14 protein-coding genes are annotated in these 17,257 nt (G+C 74.2%); 8 read left to right on the top strand and 6 right to left on the bottom strand.

Annotation, left to right across the window (positions count from 1 at the left end; all coding sequences use genetic code 11):
- Position 1: 1 nt before the first annotated feature.
- Both LBW97_RS06725 and sepH read right to left on the bottom strand, forming a co-directional pair.
- Entirely contained in the window at positions 2–478 is a 477-nt protein-coding gene (locus tag LBW97_RS06725; protein ID WP_224498636.1) for a general stress protein, read from the bottom strand.
- Positions 479–536: 58 nt separating this feature from the next.
- On the bottom strand, positions 537–1,433 hold the full coding sequence (gene sepH, locus LBW97_RS06720; RefSeq protein ID WP_224498635.1) for a septation protein SepH: 897 nt from the start codon (positions 1,431–1,433) through the stop codon (positions 537–539).
- 235 nt (positions 1,434–1,668) lie between these two features.
- Here sepH and LBW97_RS06715 point away from each other — a divergent pair, with 235 nt between their 5' ends.
- Both LBW97_RS06715 and LBW97_RS06710 read left to right on the top strand, forming a co-directional pair.
- Positions 1,669–3,597, top strand: coding sequence for a prolyl oligopeptidase family serine peptidase (locus LBW97_RS06715; RefSeq protein WP_224498634.1), 1,929 nt, complete (start codon positions 1,669–1,671; stop codon positions 3,595–3,597).
- On the top strand, positions 3,594–5,069 hold the full coding sequence (locus tag LBW97_RS06710; protein WP_224498633.1) for a circularly permuted type 2 ATP-grasp protein: 1,476 nt from the start codon (positions 3,594–3,596) through the stop codon (positions 5,067–5,069). The genes LBW97_RS06715 and LBW97_RS06710 overlap by 4 nt, the downstream gene beginning before the upstream one ends.
- Before the next feature lie 8 nt (positions 5,070–5,077).
- On the opposite strand, the gene LBW97_RS06705 is transcribed toward LBW97_RS06710, so the two are convergent.
- The 3 genes from LBW97_RS06705 to LBW97_RS06695 form a co-directional block, all read right to left on the bottom strand.
- On the bottom strand, positions 5,078–7,744 hold the full coding sequence (locus LBW97_RS06705; protein ID WP_224498632.1) for an ATP-binding protein: 2,667 nt from the start codon (positions 7,742–7,744) through the stop codon (positions 5,078–5,080).
- Between the two features lie 60 nt (positions 7,745–7,804).
- Positions 7,805–8,917: a phosphoserine transaminase gene (serC, locus tag LBW97_RS06700; RefSeq protein WP_224498631.1), complete on the bottom strand. Its 1,113-nt coding sequence runs from the start codon at positions 8,915–8,917 to the stop codon at positions 7,805–7,807.
- A gap of 105 nt (positions 8,918–9,022) precedes the next feature.
- Positions 9,023–10,147, bottom strand: a complete 1,125-nt coding sequence (locus tag LBW97_RS06695) for a citrate synthase 2 (protein ID WP_224498630.1) — start codon at positions 10,145–10,147, stop codon at positions 9,023–9,025.
- Positions 10,148–10,271: 124 nt separating this feature from the next.
- Here LBW97_RS06695 and pdxH point away from each other — a divergent pair, with 124 nt between their 5' ends.
- Together pdxH and LBW97_RS06685 are read left to right on the top strand one after the other, a co-directional pair.
- Positions 10,272–10,928, top strand: a complete 657-nt coding sequence (pdxH, locus tag LBW97_RS06690; RefSeq protein ID WP_224498629.1) for a pyridoxamine 5'-phosphate oxidase — start codon at positions 10,272–10,274, stop codon at positions 10,926–10,928.
- Positions 10,929–11,007: 79 nt separating this feature from the next.
- Positions 11,008–12,327: an MFS transporter gene (locus tag LBW97_RS06685; RefSeq protein WP_224498628.1), complete on the top strand. Its 1,320-nt coding sequence runs from the start codon at positions 11,008–11,010 to the stop codon at positions 12,325–12,327.
- Between the two features lie 75 nt (positions 12,328–12,402).
- Here the strand turns inward: LBW97_RS06685 and LBW97_RS06680 are convergent, their stop codons facing one another.
- On the bottom strand, positions 12,403–13,071 hold the full coding sequence (locus tag LBW97_RS06680; protein WP_224498627.1) for a UdgX family uracil-DNA binding protein: 669 nt from the start codon (positions 13,069–13,071) through the stop codon (positions 12,403–12,405).
- Positions 13,072–13,160: 89 nt separating this feature from the next.
- Between LBW97_RS06680 and LBW97_RS20360 the strand changes: the two genes are divergently transcribed.
- From LBW97_RS20360 to LBW97_RS06660, 4 genes are all read left to right on the top strand, one after another.
- Positions 13,161–14,075 carry an ABC transporter ATP-binding protein gene (locus tag LBW97_RS20360; RefSeq protein WP_224498626.1) on the top strand — a complete coding sequence of 305 codons (915 nt, stop codon included), beginning with the start codon at positions 13,161–13,163 and terminating at the stop codon, positions 14,073–14,075.
- Positions 14,072–15,253, top strand: a complete 1,182-nt coding sequence (locus LBW97_RS06670) for an ABC transporter permease (protein ID WP_224498625.1) — start codon at positions 14,072–14,074, stop codon at positions 15,251–15,253. Before LBW97_RS20360 ends, LBW97_RS06670 begins: the two co-directional genes overlap by 4 nt.
- Positions 15,254–15,286: 33 nt before the next feature.
- Positions 15,287–16,267, top strand: a complete 981-nt coding sequence (locus tag LBW97_RS06665; protein WP_224498624.1) for a TIGR03557 family F420-dependent LLM class oxidoreductase — start codon at positions 15,287–15,289, stop codon at positions 16,265–16,267.
- Between the two features lie 115 nt (positions 16,268–16,382).
- Positions 16,383–17,246: a tetratricopeptide repeat protein gene (locus tag LBW97_RS06660; protein WP_224498623.1), complete on the top strand. Its 864-nt coding sequence runs from the start codon at positions 16,383–16,385 to the stop codon at positions 17,244–17,246.
- The last annotated feature ends 11 nt before the right edge of the window (positions 17,247–17,257 follow it).

Genomic DNA, 17,257 nt, shown 5'->3' with positions numbered 1-17,257 from the left:
CCTACTGGTTGCGCAGCGAGAAGCGGGCGAGCATCGCCCGGGCCTCCTCGGCGTGGGCCGGGGCGCACATCACGTCGTAGCGGCTGGCCTTGATGGTGCTCGTGCTCGTGAAGTCGCGCCGGCCCTGCGTGGCCGCGTACCCCATGCCGCCGAAGGCCGCACCGAACGCGAGGCCGATCAGCAGTCCGGTGAGCACCGAGCCGAGCCAGTTGCCGCCGTCCTCGGCGAAGATGCCCAGCAGCAGCCCGACGAAGAGGCCCCACCACGCGCCGCCCGCCGCGCCCGCGGCGATCGCGCGGCCCATGGTCAAGCGGCCGGTGACCTTCTCGATCATGCGCAGGTCGGTGCCGATGATCGTCACGTTCTCGACGGCGAACTTCTCGTCGGAGAGGTAGTCGACCGCGGCCTGCGCCTGCTCGTAGCTGTCGTAGGAACCCACCTGGACGCCGCCGAGCGGCATCGATACCGACGCTGACATGCCCGGGTCGGTACCCCGGAGACCGGACGGCATGCGCCCCGTCCCCCGGACGGGGACGTCAGCGGTTGCGGCGGACCCCGAAGACGATGTCCTCCCACGCCGGGATGCGGGCGCGCGGGTCCTCGTCGCCGTCCTCGCCGGTGCGCCCGAGGACGACGGTGTCGTGCTCGGCGACCTCGTCGAGAAGGGCGGTCATGTCGTCGTCCGCGGGCGAGCCGTCGGGCGCGTGGACGTCGCGGACGTGCTCGTCCTCGTCGTCCTCGTCGTCCTCGAGGAACTCGGCCGGTGCGGACTCGGGGGCGCGCACGACCGACACCGGGCGACTGCGGGGCGCCGGCGCCACCTCGGGAACCACCCGGACCAGCCGGGTGCCCTCCGCGAAGTCGGTGGTCGCGGCGTCGGTCGGGGTCGCCGTGCGCGAGGGCAGGTCGAACCGCCAGCGGGTCGTGCCGGACTTCTCCCCGGCCCGCCACGCGCCGGTGACGATCCAGCTGCCGTCGTCGTCGCGGAACGCGTCCCACTCCACGGCGCCGAAGTCGCTGCCGATCAGCCGGAGCCGCTCGACCATGAAGCGCTGCAAGGTGGTGCTGGCGCTCGGACCGCCGTCGGAGAGGCGGACCTGGGCCTCGCGGCCCTGGTCGGCCACCCGCTCGCGCTCCTGGAGCACGGGATGGGCGAAGCGCATGATCCGCTCGACCCGCGTGCCGGAGTCGGCGGCCACCTGCTCGGGGGTCTCGCCGGCGCGGATGCGGGACTGGATGACCCGCGGCGGGAGCTCGCTGCCGTTGTCGACGTCGATCTGGATCAGCCGGCGGGCATCGCCCCGGGCGGCCGCGCGGACGCGGTCGTCGATGGGGAGCGTGAACTTCTCGCCGTCGGCACCGTCCGGGCCCTCGGCCATCAGGACCAGGCTCTGCCCGTCCTCGGAGAGTGCCACGAGGCGCAGCGTGCGCATGGCGACCTCCTACCAGCCGACGGGGGGCCCGACGGGGAGCCCGGTCCCCGAGGTTATCCGGGCGCGGCGCGTGCGGCCCGCAGGCGGCTCGGCGTGGCGCGCCCGCCGACGGTGGTCCAGGTCCCTCCGCCGGGGGGTGCGGATGAGGGTTTTCCACGCCGATGACAGTCCTGACACATGACCGCAACGAGGAACCACGACAGTGGGGTCTCGGAGCCCGAGCCGAGGAGGCGCGATGGCCAGCCCGGTCACCCGCCGGCGTACGGCCGTGCCCGCAGGGCTCGCGACCAGCCTGCCCCAGGGCGGGATGCCCGCCCTCGAGGCGCTCGTCCCGCCCGAGACGCTGCCCGCCGACGTCCGCGCCGCAATCTCCGGCATCGCCGGCGCCGCCGGCGCCTGGTGCCCCGCGCCGTCCCCGGACGGGCTGCGCACCGCCTACGTCTCCGACCGCTCCGGTCTGCCTCGGCTGGAGGTCGCCGCGCTCGACGGCGCCACCCCGCCGGCCGTCCTCTCCGAGCCGGGGGAGGAGGTCATCTCCGTCTCCTGGTCGCCCGACGGTGCCTGGCTGACCTACCTGGTGAGCCCGGGCGGCTCCATCTGCGCCGAGCTGCACGTCGTCCGTCCCGACGGGACCGGCCACCGCGTGCTGGCCGGCGCCGACCCGCGCGCGGCCGTCTTCGCCGGCGCCTGGGCCGGGCCGCGGCACTACGCCTGCTCGATCGCCCCGGGGCACGGCCCCGATGCCGACGTCGTGCTCGTCGACGTCGTCACCGGCGAGCTGCGCACCCTCGCCTCCGGCGGCTTCCTCTCCGTCACCGCCGTCTCGCCCGACCACCGCACGGTCCTCGCCCGTCGTGGGCCGCGGGCCTTCCGCCACGTCGTGGTGATCGACGTCGCCACCGGCCTGCAGCGCCGGGCGATCCGGCTCGACCAGCCCGGCGGCATCGCCTCGGAGGACGGCCGGTTCTCCGCCGACGGCCGCGCCGTCTACGTGCGCGCCTCGCTGCCCGGCCTGCCGTTCACCGACCGGGCCGGTCTGGTGGAGGTGCCGGTGGACGCGGACGGCGTCCCGTCGCCCGGTCGCCGTGTCCTGTACCGCCCGGAGGCCGACCTCGACGGCTACGTCGTCCGCGCCGACGGCACCGTCCTCGCCCTCTGGAACGTCGAGGGCGTCAGCGAGCTGTGCCTGCACGACCTGGCCGACGGCGCGCTGCTGCGCACCGTGCGGCTGCCGGAGCGGGTGCTGTCCGGCTGGGCGGTCCTGCCCGGTCAGGACGCCGTCGTCGCCGAGCTGAGCGGCCCGCGGTCGCCGCGCGGCCTCTGGCGGGTGCCCCTGGACGGCGAGAGCCCGGCCGAGGCGCTGGCCTGCACGCCGGCCCGGCCGGATCCGGATCTGCTCGTCGAGCCCGTGCGGCACGACTACCTCGCTCCCGACGGCCTGCGCCTCTCGGGCTGGCTCTACACCCCGCCCGGCATCAGCGGACCGAACCGCACAGTCGTCAGCTTCCACGGCGGTCCGGAGGGGCAGACCCGCCCCGACTGGTCGCCGATCACGCAGTCGATGGTCGCCGCGGGGCTCACCGTCTTCGCGCCCAACGTCCGGGGTTCCGGGGGCTTCGGCCGGGCGTTCATGACCGCCGACGACGGCAGGGCCCGCGAGGCGTCGTTCGCCGACGTCCGCACGACCGTGGACGAGCTGGTCACCGCGGGCATCGCGATCCCGGGCCGGATCGGCGCCCACGGCTGGTCCTACGGCGGGTACCTGACGCTCGTGGCCCTGACCCGCTGGCCGGAGCTGTTCGCCGCCGGCGCCTCGCTGGCCGGGATGAGCGACCTGCGCACCTTCTTCGCCGGCACCGAGCCGTGGATGGCGGCGGCGTCGGTCACCGAGTACGGCGACCCGGTCACCGACCGGGAGCTGCTGGCGAGGCTCTCCCCGATGTCGACCCTGGACCGGCTCACCGCGCCGGTGCTGCTGGCCCACGGGGACCGGGACACCAACGTGCCGGTCGCCGAGTCGGTGCAGGCGCACCAGGCGCTGCAGGCGCACGGCGCGTGCAGTGATCTGCTGCTCTTCCCGGGCGAGGGACACGCCATCGTGGGCCGTGAGGCACTGGTCGGGCTGGGCCAGCGGCTGGCCGCCTGGTTCGATCGCTGGCTGTGAGCGGAGAACTCTTCGCCGGTTACCCCCCTGTTCGCACCGATGAGGCCGTCGGTCCGGACGGCCGGCTGCGCAGCGGATGGGTGGCGCTGGCGACTGCCCTGGAGATGATGGGTCCCGACGCGCTCGCGCTCGCCGCGGACGACCTGGCGGCCCGCCGGCGGGCGCTCGGCGTCGCCGTCTCCCTCTGGGTCGACGGACGGCAGGAGCTGCACCCGGTTCCCATGGACCCGGTTCCGCGACTGGTCGGCGCCACCACGTGGTCGACGCTGTCGGCCGGGGTGGCTCAGCGGCACCGTGCCCTCGACGCGTTCCTGACCGACACCTACCGCCCGGCCGGGCGCCGGCGGGGCGACACCGACCGGGCCGCGGAGATCGTGCGGGCCGGGGTCCTGCCGGAGTGGGCCGTGGCGCACAGCCCTGGCCGGAACCCGGACGCGGTCGGCCTGGCCTGGCCGGGTCAGCGCCGCGCCGCCGTCGCCGGAACCGACGTCGTCCGCGCCGCGGACGGCCGCTGGGTGGTGGCCAAGGACAACCTGCGCGTCCCGTCAGGCATCGGGTACGCCCTCGCCAACCGGGACAGCGCCCGCACGGCCGCTCCGGAGCTCCTGGCCCAGGCCGGCCGGCAGGTGGTCGACCCGGCCGGCGCCGTTCCGCTGCTCGCCGGTGCGCTGGCGGCCGCCGCGCCGCCGGGATGCCCCGGCCCGCCGCGCGTCGCCGTCCTCACCCAGGGGGAGACCGACGGCGCCTGGTTCGAGCACCAGGTCCTCGCGGCGGCGCTCGACGTGCCGCTGGTGCGCGCCGGTGACCTGCACCCCCGCGGGGACGGCGGTCTGGAGGCAGCCGTCGACGGCGAGCGCGTGCCGATCGACGTCCTGTACCGGCGGTTCGACGACGCCTCCCTGGGCGCCTACCGGACCGGAGCGAACCTGCCGCTCGACATGGCCCTCTCCGAGGCGGTGCGGGCCGGGAAGCTGGGCCTGGCCAACGTCCCCGGCAACGGGGTCGCGGACGACGCGGCGGGCTACGCCTGGGTGCCGGCGATGATCCGGTTCTACCTGGGCGAGGAGCCGCTGCTGGACTCGGTCGAGACCTGGGTGCTGGCCGACCCCGCCGCGTGGACGGCGGTGCGCGACCGGCTGGCCGAGCTCGACGTGGAGGAGGTCGCCGGCTACGGCGGGCGGCGGATCGTGCACGGGCCCACCTGCTCCCGGGCCGAGCTCGAGGCCCTCCGGGCGGAGATCGCCGCCGCGCCGCACCGGTTCGTGGCCCGGGAGCCGCTGGAACCGTCGACGGCGCCGACCCTGGTCGACGGCCGGCTGCTGCCGCGCACCGTGGACCTGCGGATCTTCTCCGTGTCGGGTCCGACGACGACCACGTTGCCGATCGCCCTGACCCGGGTGGCACCGGACGCCGGTCCGGCGCGGCCGGGCGCTCCCCGGGGCGGCAGCAAGGACACCTGGCTGCTGCGCTGAGCTCCGCCTCAGGTCGTCGTGCGGCGGCGCAGCCTCGGTGAGCTGATCCGCACGAGCGTGCCCTCGGGGCTCGGTGTGGCGGTGACGTCGGCGAACGCGCTCATGAGCGTGGAGCCGCGGCCGCGGTCCATGCTCGGCACCCGCTCGCGCCACTGGCCGTGGTCGCGCACGGTGATCTCGACCCGGTCGTCGCCGACGCTGGCGGCGATCTCGATGACCGGCTCGGACGGCTCCTGGGCGTGCTCGACGGCGTTGCTCGCGGCCTCGCAGGCGGCCAGCAGCAGGTCGTAGGCCTGGTCGTCGTCGACACCGGCGACGTGCAGCAGCGCGCGCAGCCGGCGGCGCACGACCGGGATCGACGCGGGGTCGGAGGGCAGCTGCCACTGGGCCCGGTGCTCGCCCTCGCCGAGGACCGGCGCGGCGACGGCGGCCGGCTTCTCGGGAGCCGGGACCACCGCCACCGGGGCGGTCGGTGGCACCTCCGGGGGAGCGGCGACCGGTGCCGGCTCGGTCGGCGCGGGGGTGCGGCCCGCGGCGCGGTCCAGGGCGATGCGCACCCGTGCCAGCAGCTCGGCCGCCCGGAACGGCTTGGCGAGGTAGTCGTCGGCGCCGGCCTCCAGCCCCTCGACGGAGGCCTCCTGCCCTGCCCGTGCGGTGAGCATGATGACGGGGATGTGCTGGGTGGCGGGGTCCGCCCGCAGCGCGCGCAGCAGCTCGAAGCCGTCGATGCGCGGCATCATCACGTCGGTCAGCACGAGGTCCGGCTGCCGCTCGGCGACCGCGGCGAGCGCTTCCTCGCCGTTCGCCGTGGTCCGGACCGCCCACTGCTGGCCCAGCAGGCGGGCGAGGTAGGCCCGCATGTCGGAGTTGTCGTCGACGACCAGCACCGACGCCTCGCCGGCGGCCCCGGTGGTCTCGCCCCGGGGGCGGGTCATGTCCTCCTCCCAGCTCGCGGCCTCACCGCGGGCGGCGTCGGAGGGGGCGAGGTCGGGCAGGGCCGGCTCGGCGTCGGCGGCGCCGTGCGGGAGCGTGACGGTGAAGGTGCTGCCCTGACCCGGCTCGCTGCTGACCGCGACGGATCCGCCGTGCAGCGCGGCCAGCTCCTGGACCATGGCCAGGCCGATGCCGGACCCCTCGCGGGTGCGCGCCGTGGCGCCGGGAACCCGGTGGAAGCGCTGGAAGAGCTGGGGCAGCTCGTCGGCCACGATGCCCACGCCGGTGTCGGCCACCGCCAGCGTGAAGCCCTCGTCGCCCTCGCGCAGGGTGACGTCGATCCCGCCCACGAAGGTGTACTTCACGGCGTTGGCCAGCAGGTTGACGACGATCTTCTCCCACATGCGGGGGTCGACGAAGGCCGGCCGCCGCAGCGCCGGGCAGTCGACGGTCAGCCGCAAGCCGGCGCGCTCGGCGGCCGAGCGGAAGATGCCGGCCAGCTCCGCGGTGAAGGTGGCGACGTCGGTGCGCACGCGGATCGGCGTCGCCCGCCCCGCCTCGATGCTGGCGAAGTCCAGCAGGTCGTTGACCAGCCGCTGCAGTCGCCGTCCGTTCCGCATCGCGAGGGTGAGCTGCTCGCGCGCGTCGGGGGTCAGCGGTGAGCCCTGGTCCTCGAGGACGTCGCCGATCGGCCCGAGCAGCAGGGTCAGGGGCGTGCGGAGCTCGTGGCTGACGTCGGAGAAGAACGTCGTCTTGGCCCGGTCGAGCTCGGCCAGCGCCTCGGCGCGCAGCCGCTCGGTCTCGAACGCCCGCATGTTGGCCACCGCGCCCGCGAACTGGCCGGCCATGAGCTCGTGGAAGGCGGCGTACTCCGCGTCCAGCGCCCGGTTGGGCGACGTGCCCACGACCAGCAGGCCGACCGGGTCCGCGCCCACGGTCGTCCGGAGCGGAAGCACGGCAGCCTCGGTCACGGGGTCGCCGAACGGCCCGCCCGTGACGCCCAGCGACCCGATCGACGGGAGCGCCGATCCGTCCCCGGACAGCTCGGCCGGCAGCAGGGCCGCCTCGATGCCGGTGGTCGCCACCCGGGCGTAGCCGCCGTCGGCGGTGGAGAGGTAGACGGCGGCGAACGGGACGTCCAGCTCGTCGGTGGCCAGGGCCGCGCACATGGCGGCGACCGTCTCCCGCTCGTCGCCGAGCTGGGCGCCGACCGCGGAGAGGTCGTGCAGCAGCTGCTGACGGCGTGCGGCCAGCAGTTCGCCGGTGACCTCGGTGCACACGGCGTGCATTCCGGCGACCCGGCCCTCGTCGTCGAACGCGGGGGCGTGGGAGACGGTGAAGTAGGTCTCCTCGCGATAGCCGGCGCGCTCCAGCAGGAGAAGCAGGCCCGGGAGCCAGGAGGCCTCGAGGGTCGCCATCGCGTGCTCGACCGGTGGGCCGAGCGCGTCCCAGCCCTCGGCCAGCGTCTGCCGGATGTCCTGCCCGATCGCGGGGTGCTTGGCGCCGATCAGCGGGGCGTAGGCGTCGTTGTAGAACTGCAGGTAGCCCGGGCCCCAGGTGAGCACCATCGGGAACTTCGAGACCAGGACGGTCCGGACGGCGTAACGCAGGCTGGCGGGCCAGTCGGCGACGGGGCCGACCGGGGTGCTCGCCCAGTCGTAGCCGGCCATGATCCGGCCTGCCTCGCCACCGACGGCGAACAGGTCGTCACCGGCAGGGACCGACGGGGTTCCGGGGCCCACGCTCACCTCCTACCGCTCAGCTGAATCACGACGTCCACGAGCCCCCGCGGGGGCGCCCGTTCAGAACCGCTCGACCACGTGCTCGATGCACGCGGTCAGCGCGCTGACGTCGTCGGGGTCGACGGCGGGGAACATGCCCACGCGCAGCTGGTTGCGGCCGAGCTTGCGGTACGGCTCGACGTCGACGATGCCGTTGGCACGCAGCGTCGTCGCCAGGGCGGCGGCGTCCACCGAGTCGGCGAAGTCGATCGTGCCGACCACGTAGCTGCGGTGGTCGGGGTTCGCGACGAACGGCGTCGCGTACTCCGACTTCTCCGCCCAGCGGTACAGGCGGTCCGACGACTCGCGGCTGCGGCCCACGGCGCCGGTGAGGCCACCGAGCCCGAGCATCCACTGGATCTGGTCAGCGAGCAGGAACAGGGTCGCGACGGCCGGGGTGTTGTAGGTCTGGTCCTTGGTGGAGTTGTCGACGGCGATCGACAGGTCCAGGAAGCCCGGGATCCAGCGGCCCGACGCCTTGATCTCGGCGACCCGCTCCAGGGCGTCGGCCGACATCAGGGCGATCCAGAGGCCACCGTCGGCGGCGAAGGACTTCTGCGGCGCGAAGTAGTAGACGTCGGTCTGCGAGACGTCGACCGGGAGGCCGCCGGCGCCGGAGGTGGCATCGATCAGCACGAGGGCGTCGTCGGTGCCGGCCGGGCGGGCGATCGGCGCCATGACGCCGGTCGAGGTCTCGTTGTGCGCCCAGGCGTAGGTGTCGATCCCGGGGGTCGCGGTCGGCAGCGCCAGCGAACCGGGCTCGGCCGTCACGATCACCGGGTCGCCGAGGAAGGGCGCCTCCGCAGCACCCGAGGCGAACTTGGCGGAGAACTCCCCGTACGTGCCGAAGGCGGCGCGGTCGCGGATGAGCCCGAGGAGCGCGGCGTCCCAGAACGCCGTCGTCCCGCCGTTGCCCAGCACGACCTCGTAGCCGTCGGGCAGGTCGAACAGCTGGGTGAGGCCCTCGCGCACCTGCCGGACGAGGTTCTTCACCGGCGCCTGGCGGTGCGAGGTGCCCACGAGCGCCGCACCGTTCCCGGCCAGCGCCTGCAGCGCCTCCGGACGCACCTTGGACGGGCCGCACCCGAACCGGCCGTCAGCGGGCAGGAGCTCGGCGGGGATGGTGATGCTCATCCGTGGGGGAAGCCTTCCGGGGTTCGGTGCGTCGCGCGGGGCGTCCGACGGCGACGGCCCGGGTCGTGGTGCAGATCCGGGCCGTCGCCGTCAGTCGGCCGAGAACTAGGCCGGCTGGTCCACGGCCTTGGTCTTGATGGTGTCCCAGCCCTCGACGGCCTCGGGCTTGCGGGAGTCGGGGCCGACGTAGCGGGCCGACGGACGCACGAGGCGGCCGGTCTTCTTCTGCTCGAGGATGTGCGCGGACCAGCCGGCGGTGCGGGCGCAGGTGAACATCGAGGTGAACATGTGGCTCGGGACCTCGGCGAAGTCGAGGACGATGGCCGCCCAGAACTCGACGTTGGTCTCGACCGGCCGGTCGGGGCGCCGCTCGCGCAGCTCCTTGAGCGCCGCGTTCTCCAGGGCGAGGGCAGCCTCGAAGCGCGGGGCGCCGAGCTCCTCGGACGTGCGGCGGAGCACGCGGGCGCGGGGGTCCTCGGCGCGGTAGACGCGGTGACCGAAGCCCATCAACCGCTCCTTGCGGTCGAGGAGGTCCTTCACGTACTTATCGGCGTCGCCGGTCTTCTCGACCTCGTCGAGCATGTGCAGCACGCGGGAGGGGGCGCCGCCGTGCAGCGGGCCGGACATCGCACCGATCGCGCCGGACATGGCGGCGGCGACGTCGGCGCCGGTGGAGGCGATGACGCGGGCGGTGAACGTCGAGGCGTTCATGCCGTGCTCGGCGGCCGAGGTCCAGTAGGCGTCGACGGCTGCGACGTGGCGGGGGTCGGGCTCGCCGCGCCAGCGGACCATGAAGCGCTCGACGATGGTCGAGGCCTCGTCGATGCGCTTCTGGGGGACGGCGGGGGTGCCGATGCCGCGGGCCGACTGCGCGACGTAGGAGAGCGCCATGACGGCGGCGCGGGCCAGCTGGTCGCGGGCCTCGTCGTCGCTGATGTCGAGGAGCGGGCGGTAGCCCCAGAAGGGGGCGAGCATCGCGAGCGCGGCCTGGACGTCGACGCGCACGTCACCGCTGTGCACCGGGATGGGGAACGGCTCGGCCGGCGGGAGGCCCGGGCCGAACTTGCCGTCGACCAGCAGGGCCCAGACGTTGCCGAAGGTGACCTTGCCGACGAGGTCCTCGATGTCGACCCCGCGATAGCGGAGCGAGCCGCCGTCCTTGTCGGGTTCGGCGATCTCGGTCTCGAAGGCGATGATGCCTTCCAGGCCGGGTACGAAGTCGTCGGCCATCTCGCATGCTCCTCTGCGCGCGAACCACGTGCGCACTGGAGAGCCGCACGATTGCCTGCCGACCCTAGGCCGTCGACGCCCGCCCGGCACACGGGGGGCCGCGCCGCGATGTCAGCATGGGGATGTGCCTGACCTGCCAGACCTTGCCCGGATGCGCCGCGACTACGACGCCGGCGGCTTCGCCGAGGAGGACCTCGCCCCCACGTGGCTCGAGCAGTTCGACCGCTGGTTCGGCGACGCCGTGGCCGCGGAGCTCCCCGAGCCGAACGCCGTCGTCGTCGCCACGGCCGACGCGGACGGGGCGCCCGACGCCCGCATCGTGCTGATGAAGGGGTACGACGCCGCGGGCCTCGTCTTCGGCACCAGCTACGCCTCGGCCAAGGGCGCGCAGCTGGCGGTGAACCCGCGGGCGGCGCTGGTCTTCCCCTGGCATCCGATGCAGCGGCAGGTCCGGATAGCGGGCCGGGTGGAGCGGATCGGCGACAGCGCCTCCGACGGGCTCTGGGACCCGCGGCCCCGCGGGGCACAGCTGGCCGCGGCGGCGTCCCTGCAGTCGACGGTCGTGGACTCCCGGGACGAGCTCGCCGCGCGCGTGCGGCTGCTGGACGAGCAGACGCCGGAGGGGCGGCTGCCCCGGCCGGCGACCTGGGGTGGCTACCGGGTGGTCCCGGAGCGGGTGGAGTTCTGGCAGGGCGGCGGCGACCGGCTGCACGACCGGCTGCGGTTCCTGAGGGACGACGCGGAGGGTGGGGGCTGGATCGTCCAGCGGCTCGCGCCGTGAGCGAGCAGGAGCGTGGGCATCGCAGCGAGCGCAAGCGAGCGAGGAGCGGAGCGGTCCGCGCGAGCGAACCGATGACGCCGTGAGTGGCCCGGTCGACGCGGGGCAGCCCGACCGCGGGATCGAGGAGCCGGTGCCCGAGCCGGCGCGCAGGCGCCGCAGCCTGGCGCTGGACACGACGCCGCTGCGGATCCCCGCCTACCGCCGGCTGTTCGGTGGTGTCGCGGCGACGATGATCGGCCAGCAGATGACGCTGGTCGCCGTCCCGTTCCAGGTCTACGCACTCACCGGCAACTCGCTGTACGTCGGTCTCACCTCGATCGTCGCGCTGGTGCCGCTGGTCGTGTTCGGGCTGCTCGGCGGGGCGATCGCCGACGTGATGGACCGGCGGAAGCTGATGCTGATCACGTCGACGGGTGCCGCGGTGACCAGCGCGCTCTTGGCGGTCCAGGCGCTGCTGCCCGGCGGCGGGAACCTCGCGCTGCTGTGGGTGCTGACCGCGTTCGTCTCCGGCTTCTCCGCGGTGAACCAGCCGGCCCGCAGCGCGTCGATCCCGGCGCTCGTCGGCACCGAGCTCATCCCGGCGGCGAACGCCCTGGCGATGACCGTGCGGCAGGCCGGGGTGATCGCCGGGCCGCTGCTCGCGGGGGTGCTGATCGCCTCGGGCGAGCTGTTCCTCACCTACGTGATCGACGCTCTCGGTTTCCTCGCCGCGGCGCTGCTGCTGCGCGGGTTGCCGTCCCTCCCGCCGGGCGGCCGCGTGGTGAAGCTGAAGCTGGGGGCCGCCATCCGGGGCGTGGGGGAGGGCTTCACCTTCCTGCGCACGCAGCCGGTGCTGCTGATGACCTTCGTCGTCGACATCATCGCGATGTGCTTCGCCTGGCCGAACGCGGTCTTCCCGGAGCTGTCGGAGGGCCGGTTCGCCGACTCCCCGAACGCGCTCGGCTGGCTGTTCGCCGGGGTGTCCATCGGCGCGCTGGTCATGGGGCTGACCTCGGGGTGGGTCTCGCGGATCGACCGGCAGGGCGCCGCGGTGCTGGGCGCGATCGCGGTGTGGGGCGTGGCCACCATCGGCTTCGGTCTGTCCGACTCGCTCTGGTTGGCCGTCCTCTTCCTCGCCGTCGCCGGGGCGGGCGACATGGTGAGCGCGGTGCTGCGCTCCTCGATGCTGCAGCTGGCCGCGCCCGACGAGATGCGCGGCCGGATGCAGGGCGTGTTCATCGTGGTCGTCGCCGGGGGGCCGCGGCTGGGCGACCTCCGCGCGGGCGCGCTGGCGAGTGCTGCGGGCGTGACCACGGCGATGGTGTCCGGCGGCATCGTGGTGGTGCTGGCGATGGTCGCCGTCGCGCTGCTGGTGCCCTCGTTCTGGCTCTTCCGCGCCTCGCGCTCGACGGTGGAGTGACGCTGTCCCTGGAGCGATGTGCACCTGTGGCGCCTTCCGGGCCCCGGAACCCGCCGCAGGCGCACATCGCTGCCGCTAGGCCAAGGCGCGCGCGACCACCGTGAGGTCGGCGACCAGCGCGGCGTAGGCGGCGTCCCGCGTCTCGTCGGGCGTGCGCAGGATCGCCGACGGGTGCGTGGTCGCGAGGATCCAGGTCTGGTGCGCGGCGTCCTCGTCGTCGTCCTCGGTGGGCGCGGGAGTGCCCGGGGGAGTCCACGGCATCAGCCGGCCGTGGTCCTGCGTGATCCGGAACGACGGCGAGATCAGCGACTTCGCCGCCGTCGCCCCCAGCGCCACCACCACCTCCGGCTGCAGGACGGCGAACTCGGCGTCCAGCCACGGGCGGCAGGCGCGCAGGTGCTCGGGCCGCGGCGTCTGGTGGATGCGGCGCTTGCCCTTCACGGTGTGCGAGAAGTGCTTCACGGCGTTGGTGATGTAGCTGTCGCGACGCTCGATCCCCGCCTCGGCCAGCGCCTTGTCCAGCAGTCGTCCGGCCGGCCCCACGAACGGCTCGCCCTTCCGGTCCTCCTGGTCGCCGGGCTGCTCGCCGACGAAGACCACCCGCGCGGTCTCGGGACCCTCGCCGAAGACCGTCTGGGTGGTGTCCTGCCACAGCTCGCACGCCCGGCACCCGGCCGCGGCGGCCCGCAGGCCCTCGAGCCCCACGCCCTCGGGGGGTTCCGCTCCGCCGTCGCGCTCGCTCATCGCCCGATGACACCCCAGACGGCGGTGCCGCGCGAGGCGGACCGACCGATACGGTCGGTGTTCAGGTGCAACGAGACGCAGGAGGACATGTGCTCGAGTTCGACGGGCTCACCAAGAGCTTCGGTGCGAACCAGGTGCTCGACGGCGTGAGCTTCGCCGTGCAGCCCGGTTCGATGTTCGGGTTCTGCGGCTCCAACGGCGCCGGGAAGACGACGACGATGCGCGTCGCCATGGGGCTGGTCGCGCCTGACGGCGGGGAGGTCCGCTGGCAGGGTCGCGCCCTCGACCAGTCGGCCCGGCGCCGGATCGGCTACATGCCGGAGGAACGCGGGCTCTATCCGAAGATGAAGGTGGCCGAGCAGGTCGCCTACTTCGCCCGCCTGCACGGCATGGACGGCCGCGCCGCGACGACGTCGGCCGGCGAGTGGGTCGAGCGCCTGGGCCTCGGCGAACGCCGCAACGACGCCGTCGAGAAGCTCTCCCTGGGCAACCAGCAGCGGGTGCAGCTGGCCGCGGCCCTGGTGAGCCGGCCCGAGGTGCTGATCCTCGACGAGCCCTTCTCCGGCCTGGACCCCATCGGCGTCGACTCGCTCGCCGAGGCGCTGCTCGACCAGGCTCGGGCGGGCGTTCCCGTCGTCTTCTCCAGCCACCAGCTCGACCTCGTGGAGCGGCTCTGCGACTCCGTCGGCATCCTCGCCCGCGGTCGCATGGTCGCCACCGGCACGGTCGACGAGCTCCGTCGCCGCGAGGCCGGCCGGCTGCTGCGGGTCGTGGTTCCCGACGCCGGTCCGCAGTGGGCGGACGCCGTCCCCGGGGCCCGGGTGGTGTCCGAGCAGGCAGGCGACACGATCCTCGAGCTGTCCGACGGCGCCGACGACCAGTCGGTCCTCGCCGCGGCCCTGCGCACCGGCCGGGTCACCCACTTCGCCTGGCAGCAGCCGACGCTGGTGGAGCTGTTCCGCGGCGCCGTGGCCGCTCCGACCGCCGAGGAGGTGGCGGCGTGAGCGAGCCGCGCACGCTGAGCAGCACCGCACTGGTCCGGCTGGTCGCCGCCCGGGAGATCTCCGCCCGGCTCCGCGACAAGAACTTCATCATCAGCTCGGTCGTGATCCTCGTGATCCTGCTCGGCCTCCTCGGGTTCCAGGTCGCGGTGGGCTCGGGGGAGAACGAGACCCGGGTAGGGGTCGTGGGCAGCTCCGCGCAGCTGGAGCAGGCGCTCCAGGCCCAGGGCGAGGCGCTCGACACCGACGTCGTCGTCGTCGACCTGGACGACGAGGCGGCCGCCCGGGAGGCGGTGGAGGCCGAGGACGTCGAGGGCGCCCTGCTGGCCGGGGAGTCCGACCCGCGGCTGCTCGTGCAGTCGAGCGACGGGTTCGTCGAGGCCCTCGTCGGGGGTGCGGTCACCCAGCTGGCGGTCGCGGAGCAGCTGACGGCGGCCGGCATCACCGACCTGGCGGCGCCCGAGGTGGCCGTCGAGGCGCTGGACCCCGATGCCGACGCTGACGAGCAGAAGATCCTGGTGGCGCTGATCGGCGCGGCGCTGCTCTACACCCTGCTCATCCTGTTCGGGCAGTTCGTCGCGCAGGGCGTGGTCGAGGAGAAGGCCAGCCGGGTCGTGGAGCTGCTGCTCGCCACGATGAAGCCCTGGCAGCTGCTGGCCGGCAAGATCCTCGGCCTCGGCGTGCTGGGCCTGGCGCAGATCGTGCTCATCGCCGGGGTCGGGGTCGGCGGGGCCATCGCGTTCGACATCGTCGACGTCCCGGGCGACCTGATCGGCACCGCGGTCTCGGTGATCGCCTGGTTCGTGCTGGGGTACGCCCTCTACGCCTCGATCTTCGCCGTCGCCGCCTCGCTGGTGAGCCGGCAGGAGGACCTCAACACGGTGATCATGCCGCTGACGCTGGTGCTCGCCGGCGGGTTCATCGTCGGCGTGCAGGCCGCGAGCGATCCCGACGGCACGCTCGCCCGGGTCACCTCGTTCGTGCCCGGGCTCTCGCCGCTGGTGATGCCGGTGCGGCAGGCGGCCGGGAACGTGGCCATCTGGGAGATCGGCGTCGCCGTCGTCCTGATGCTGATCGCCGTCGCTCTGGTCGTGCGGCTCGGCGGGCGGATCTACGCCGGCGCGCTGCTGCGCACCGGCGGGAAGATCAAGATGCGGGAGGCGCTCACGGCCGAGCGTTGATTGCCCGGGCTCCCCTCGGGTAGCGGCGGCTGCATGGCGATGCAGCTGGGCTACACGATGATGACCGAGCAGGCCGGGCCGAGGGAGCTCGTCGGCCACGTGGTGCGGGCCGAGGAGGTCGGCTTCGACTTCGCGGTGAGCAGCGACCACTACTTCCCGTGGCTGGACGAGATGGGCCACTCGCCCAACGCCTGGGTGACGCTCGGGGCGGTCGCACAGGCCACCAGCCGCATCCCGCTGATGACCTACGTGACCTGCCCGACCTTCCGGTACCACCCGGCGGTCGTCGCCCAGCAGGCCGCGACGCTGCAGATCCTGTCCGAGGGGCGCTTCACCCTCGGCCTGGGTTCGGGAGAGAACCTCAACGAGCACGTCGTCGGGCAGGGCTGGCCGCCGGCCGACGTCCGCCAGGAGATGTTCATGGAGGCCATCCAGATCATCCGGGAGCTCTTCGACGGCGACGGCTACACGAACTTCCGCGGCCAGCACTTCGACGTCGAGTCCGCCAAGCTCTGGGACCTGCCGGAGAAGCGGGTGCCCATCGGGGTGGCGTCGGGCGGCAAGCAGGCCTCGCGGATCGCCGGTGAGCTGGCCGACGTCCTGATCGCCACCGAGCCCAAGCCCGAGCTCGTCGAGGCGTTCGACGCCGCCGGCGGTGCGGGAAAGCCGCGCGTCGCGCAGATGCCGATCAGCTTCGGCACCGACAAGGCCGCTGCCGTCAACCGGGCGCACTCGCTGTTCCGCTGGTTCGGCTTCGGCTGGAAGGTCAACTCCGAGCTGCCCGGCCCGATCGCCTTCGACGCCGCGGCCCAGTTCGTCCGCGAGGAGGACGTCGAGGGCTCGATCCCGTGCGGCGACGACGTCGGGGCGGTCATCGAGGGGGCCAAGGAGTTCGCCGAGGCGGGCTTCACGCACCTGGCCCTCGTGCAGATCGGCGGGGACCAGCAGGAGCCCTACCTGGAGTGGACGCGGAACGAGCTGCTGCCCGCCTGGCGGGAGGCCTTCGGGAGCTGATCGGGGCCCCGGGGCAGCTGATCGGGTGACCGATCGGCCCCGGGGCGATCCCTTGGGGTGAGGTGGAGCCGCCGGGGGGCGCGGAACCGGCCTCCGCGCCGCGATCATCGTCGGCATGACCGAGGACCTCGATGCGCGCATGCGGCGGCTGCTTGCCTCCGACGATGCCGACGCGCTGATCGACCTCGGCTGCGACCTGGCCGACGTCGGCCGGCAGACGGACGCCGAGACGTGCTTCCGGCGCGCCTTCGAGCTCGGCGACAGCATGGCGGCCTTCAACCTCGGCAACTCCCTCGCGGCGCAGAACCGGTGGGAGGAGGCGGTCGACGCCTACGAGGTCGCGCTGCGCGGTGGCGAGGCCGACGCGTGGCGGAACCTGGGCCTGGTGCTCGAGGACCTGGGCGACCTCGCCGGCGCCATGCGCGCCTACCGCGGTGCCGCGGCCGCCGGCGACATGGAGGGCGGGCTGCAGCTGGCCTTCCTGCTCCGCGAGCAGGGCGAGCGGGACCAGGCGATGGCCGTGGCCGAGGAGTTCGCGGCCGCTGGCGACGAGGAGGCCGCGGCCGTCGTCGCGTGCTGGCGCTGGTGCTCGTCGCTCGACCCGTCGCTGGAGGACGATCTGCGCGCCGGCCAGCAGCACTTCCCGGCCGCCCGCGCCGACCTCGCCCACCTGCTGCGCGAGACCGGCCGCCCCGCCGAGGCCCGGTCGGTGCTCGAGCGCGGCGCGAAGCTGGGCGAGCAGGTGGCCTGGCTGCCGCTGGGCAACCTCTACCGCGAGGAGCTCGGCGACGAGGAAGCCGCCGAGGAGGCCTACCGCAGCGGGATCGCCGCGGGGGACACCTACTGCCACCAGAACCTCGCGGTGCTGCTGGCCGACCGCGGTGACCTCGAGGGTGCGGTCGAGCAGTTCCGCCTCGGTGCCGCCGCCGGCGACTCCCTCGCGGCGCAGTGCCTGCAGGAGCTCGAGCGCGACAGCTGAACGACCGCGGC

Origin of the sequence: Blastococcus sp. LR1, from assembly GCF_020166105.1 — a bacterium.
In the GTDB taxonomy this organism is placed as follows: domain Bacteria; phylum Actinomycetota; class Actinomycetes; order Mycobacteriales; family Geodermatophilaceae; genus Blastococcus.
The sequence above is the reverse complement of the archived record's forward strand: the minus strand, read 5'-3'. Positions and strand labels throughout refer to the sequence as shown.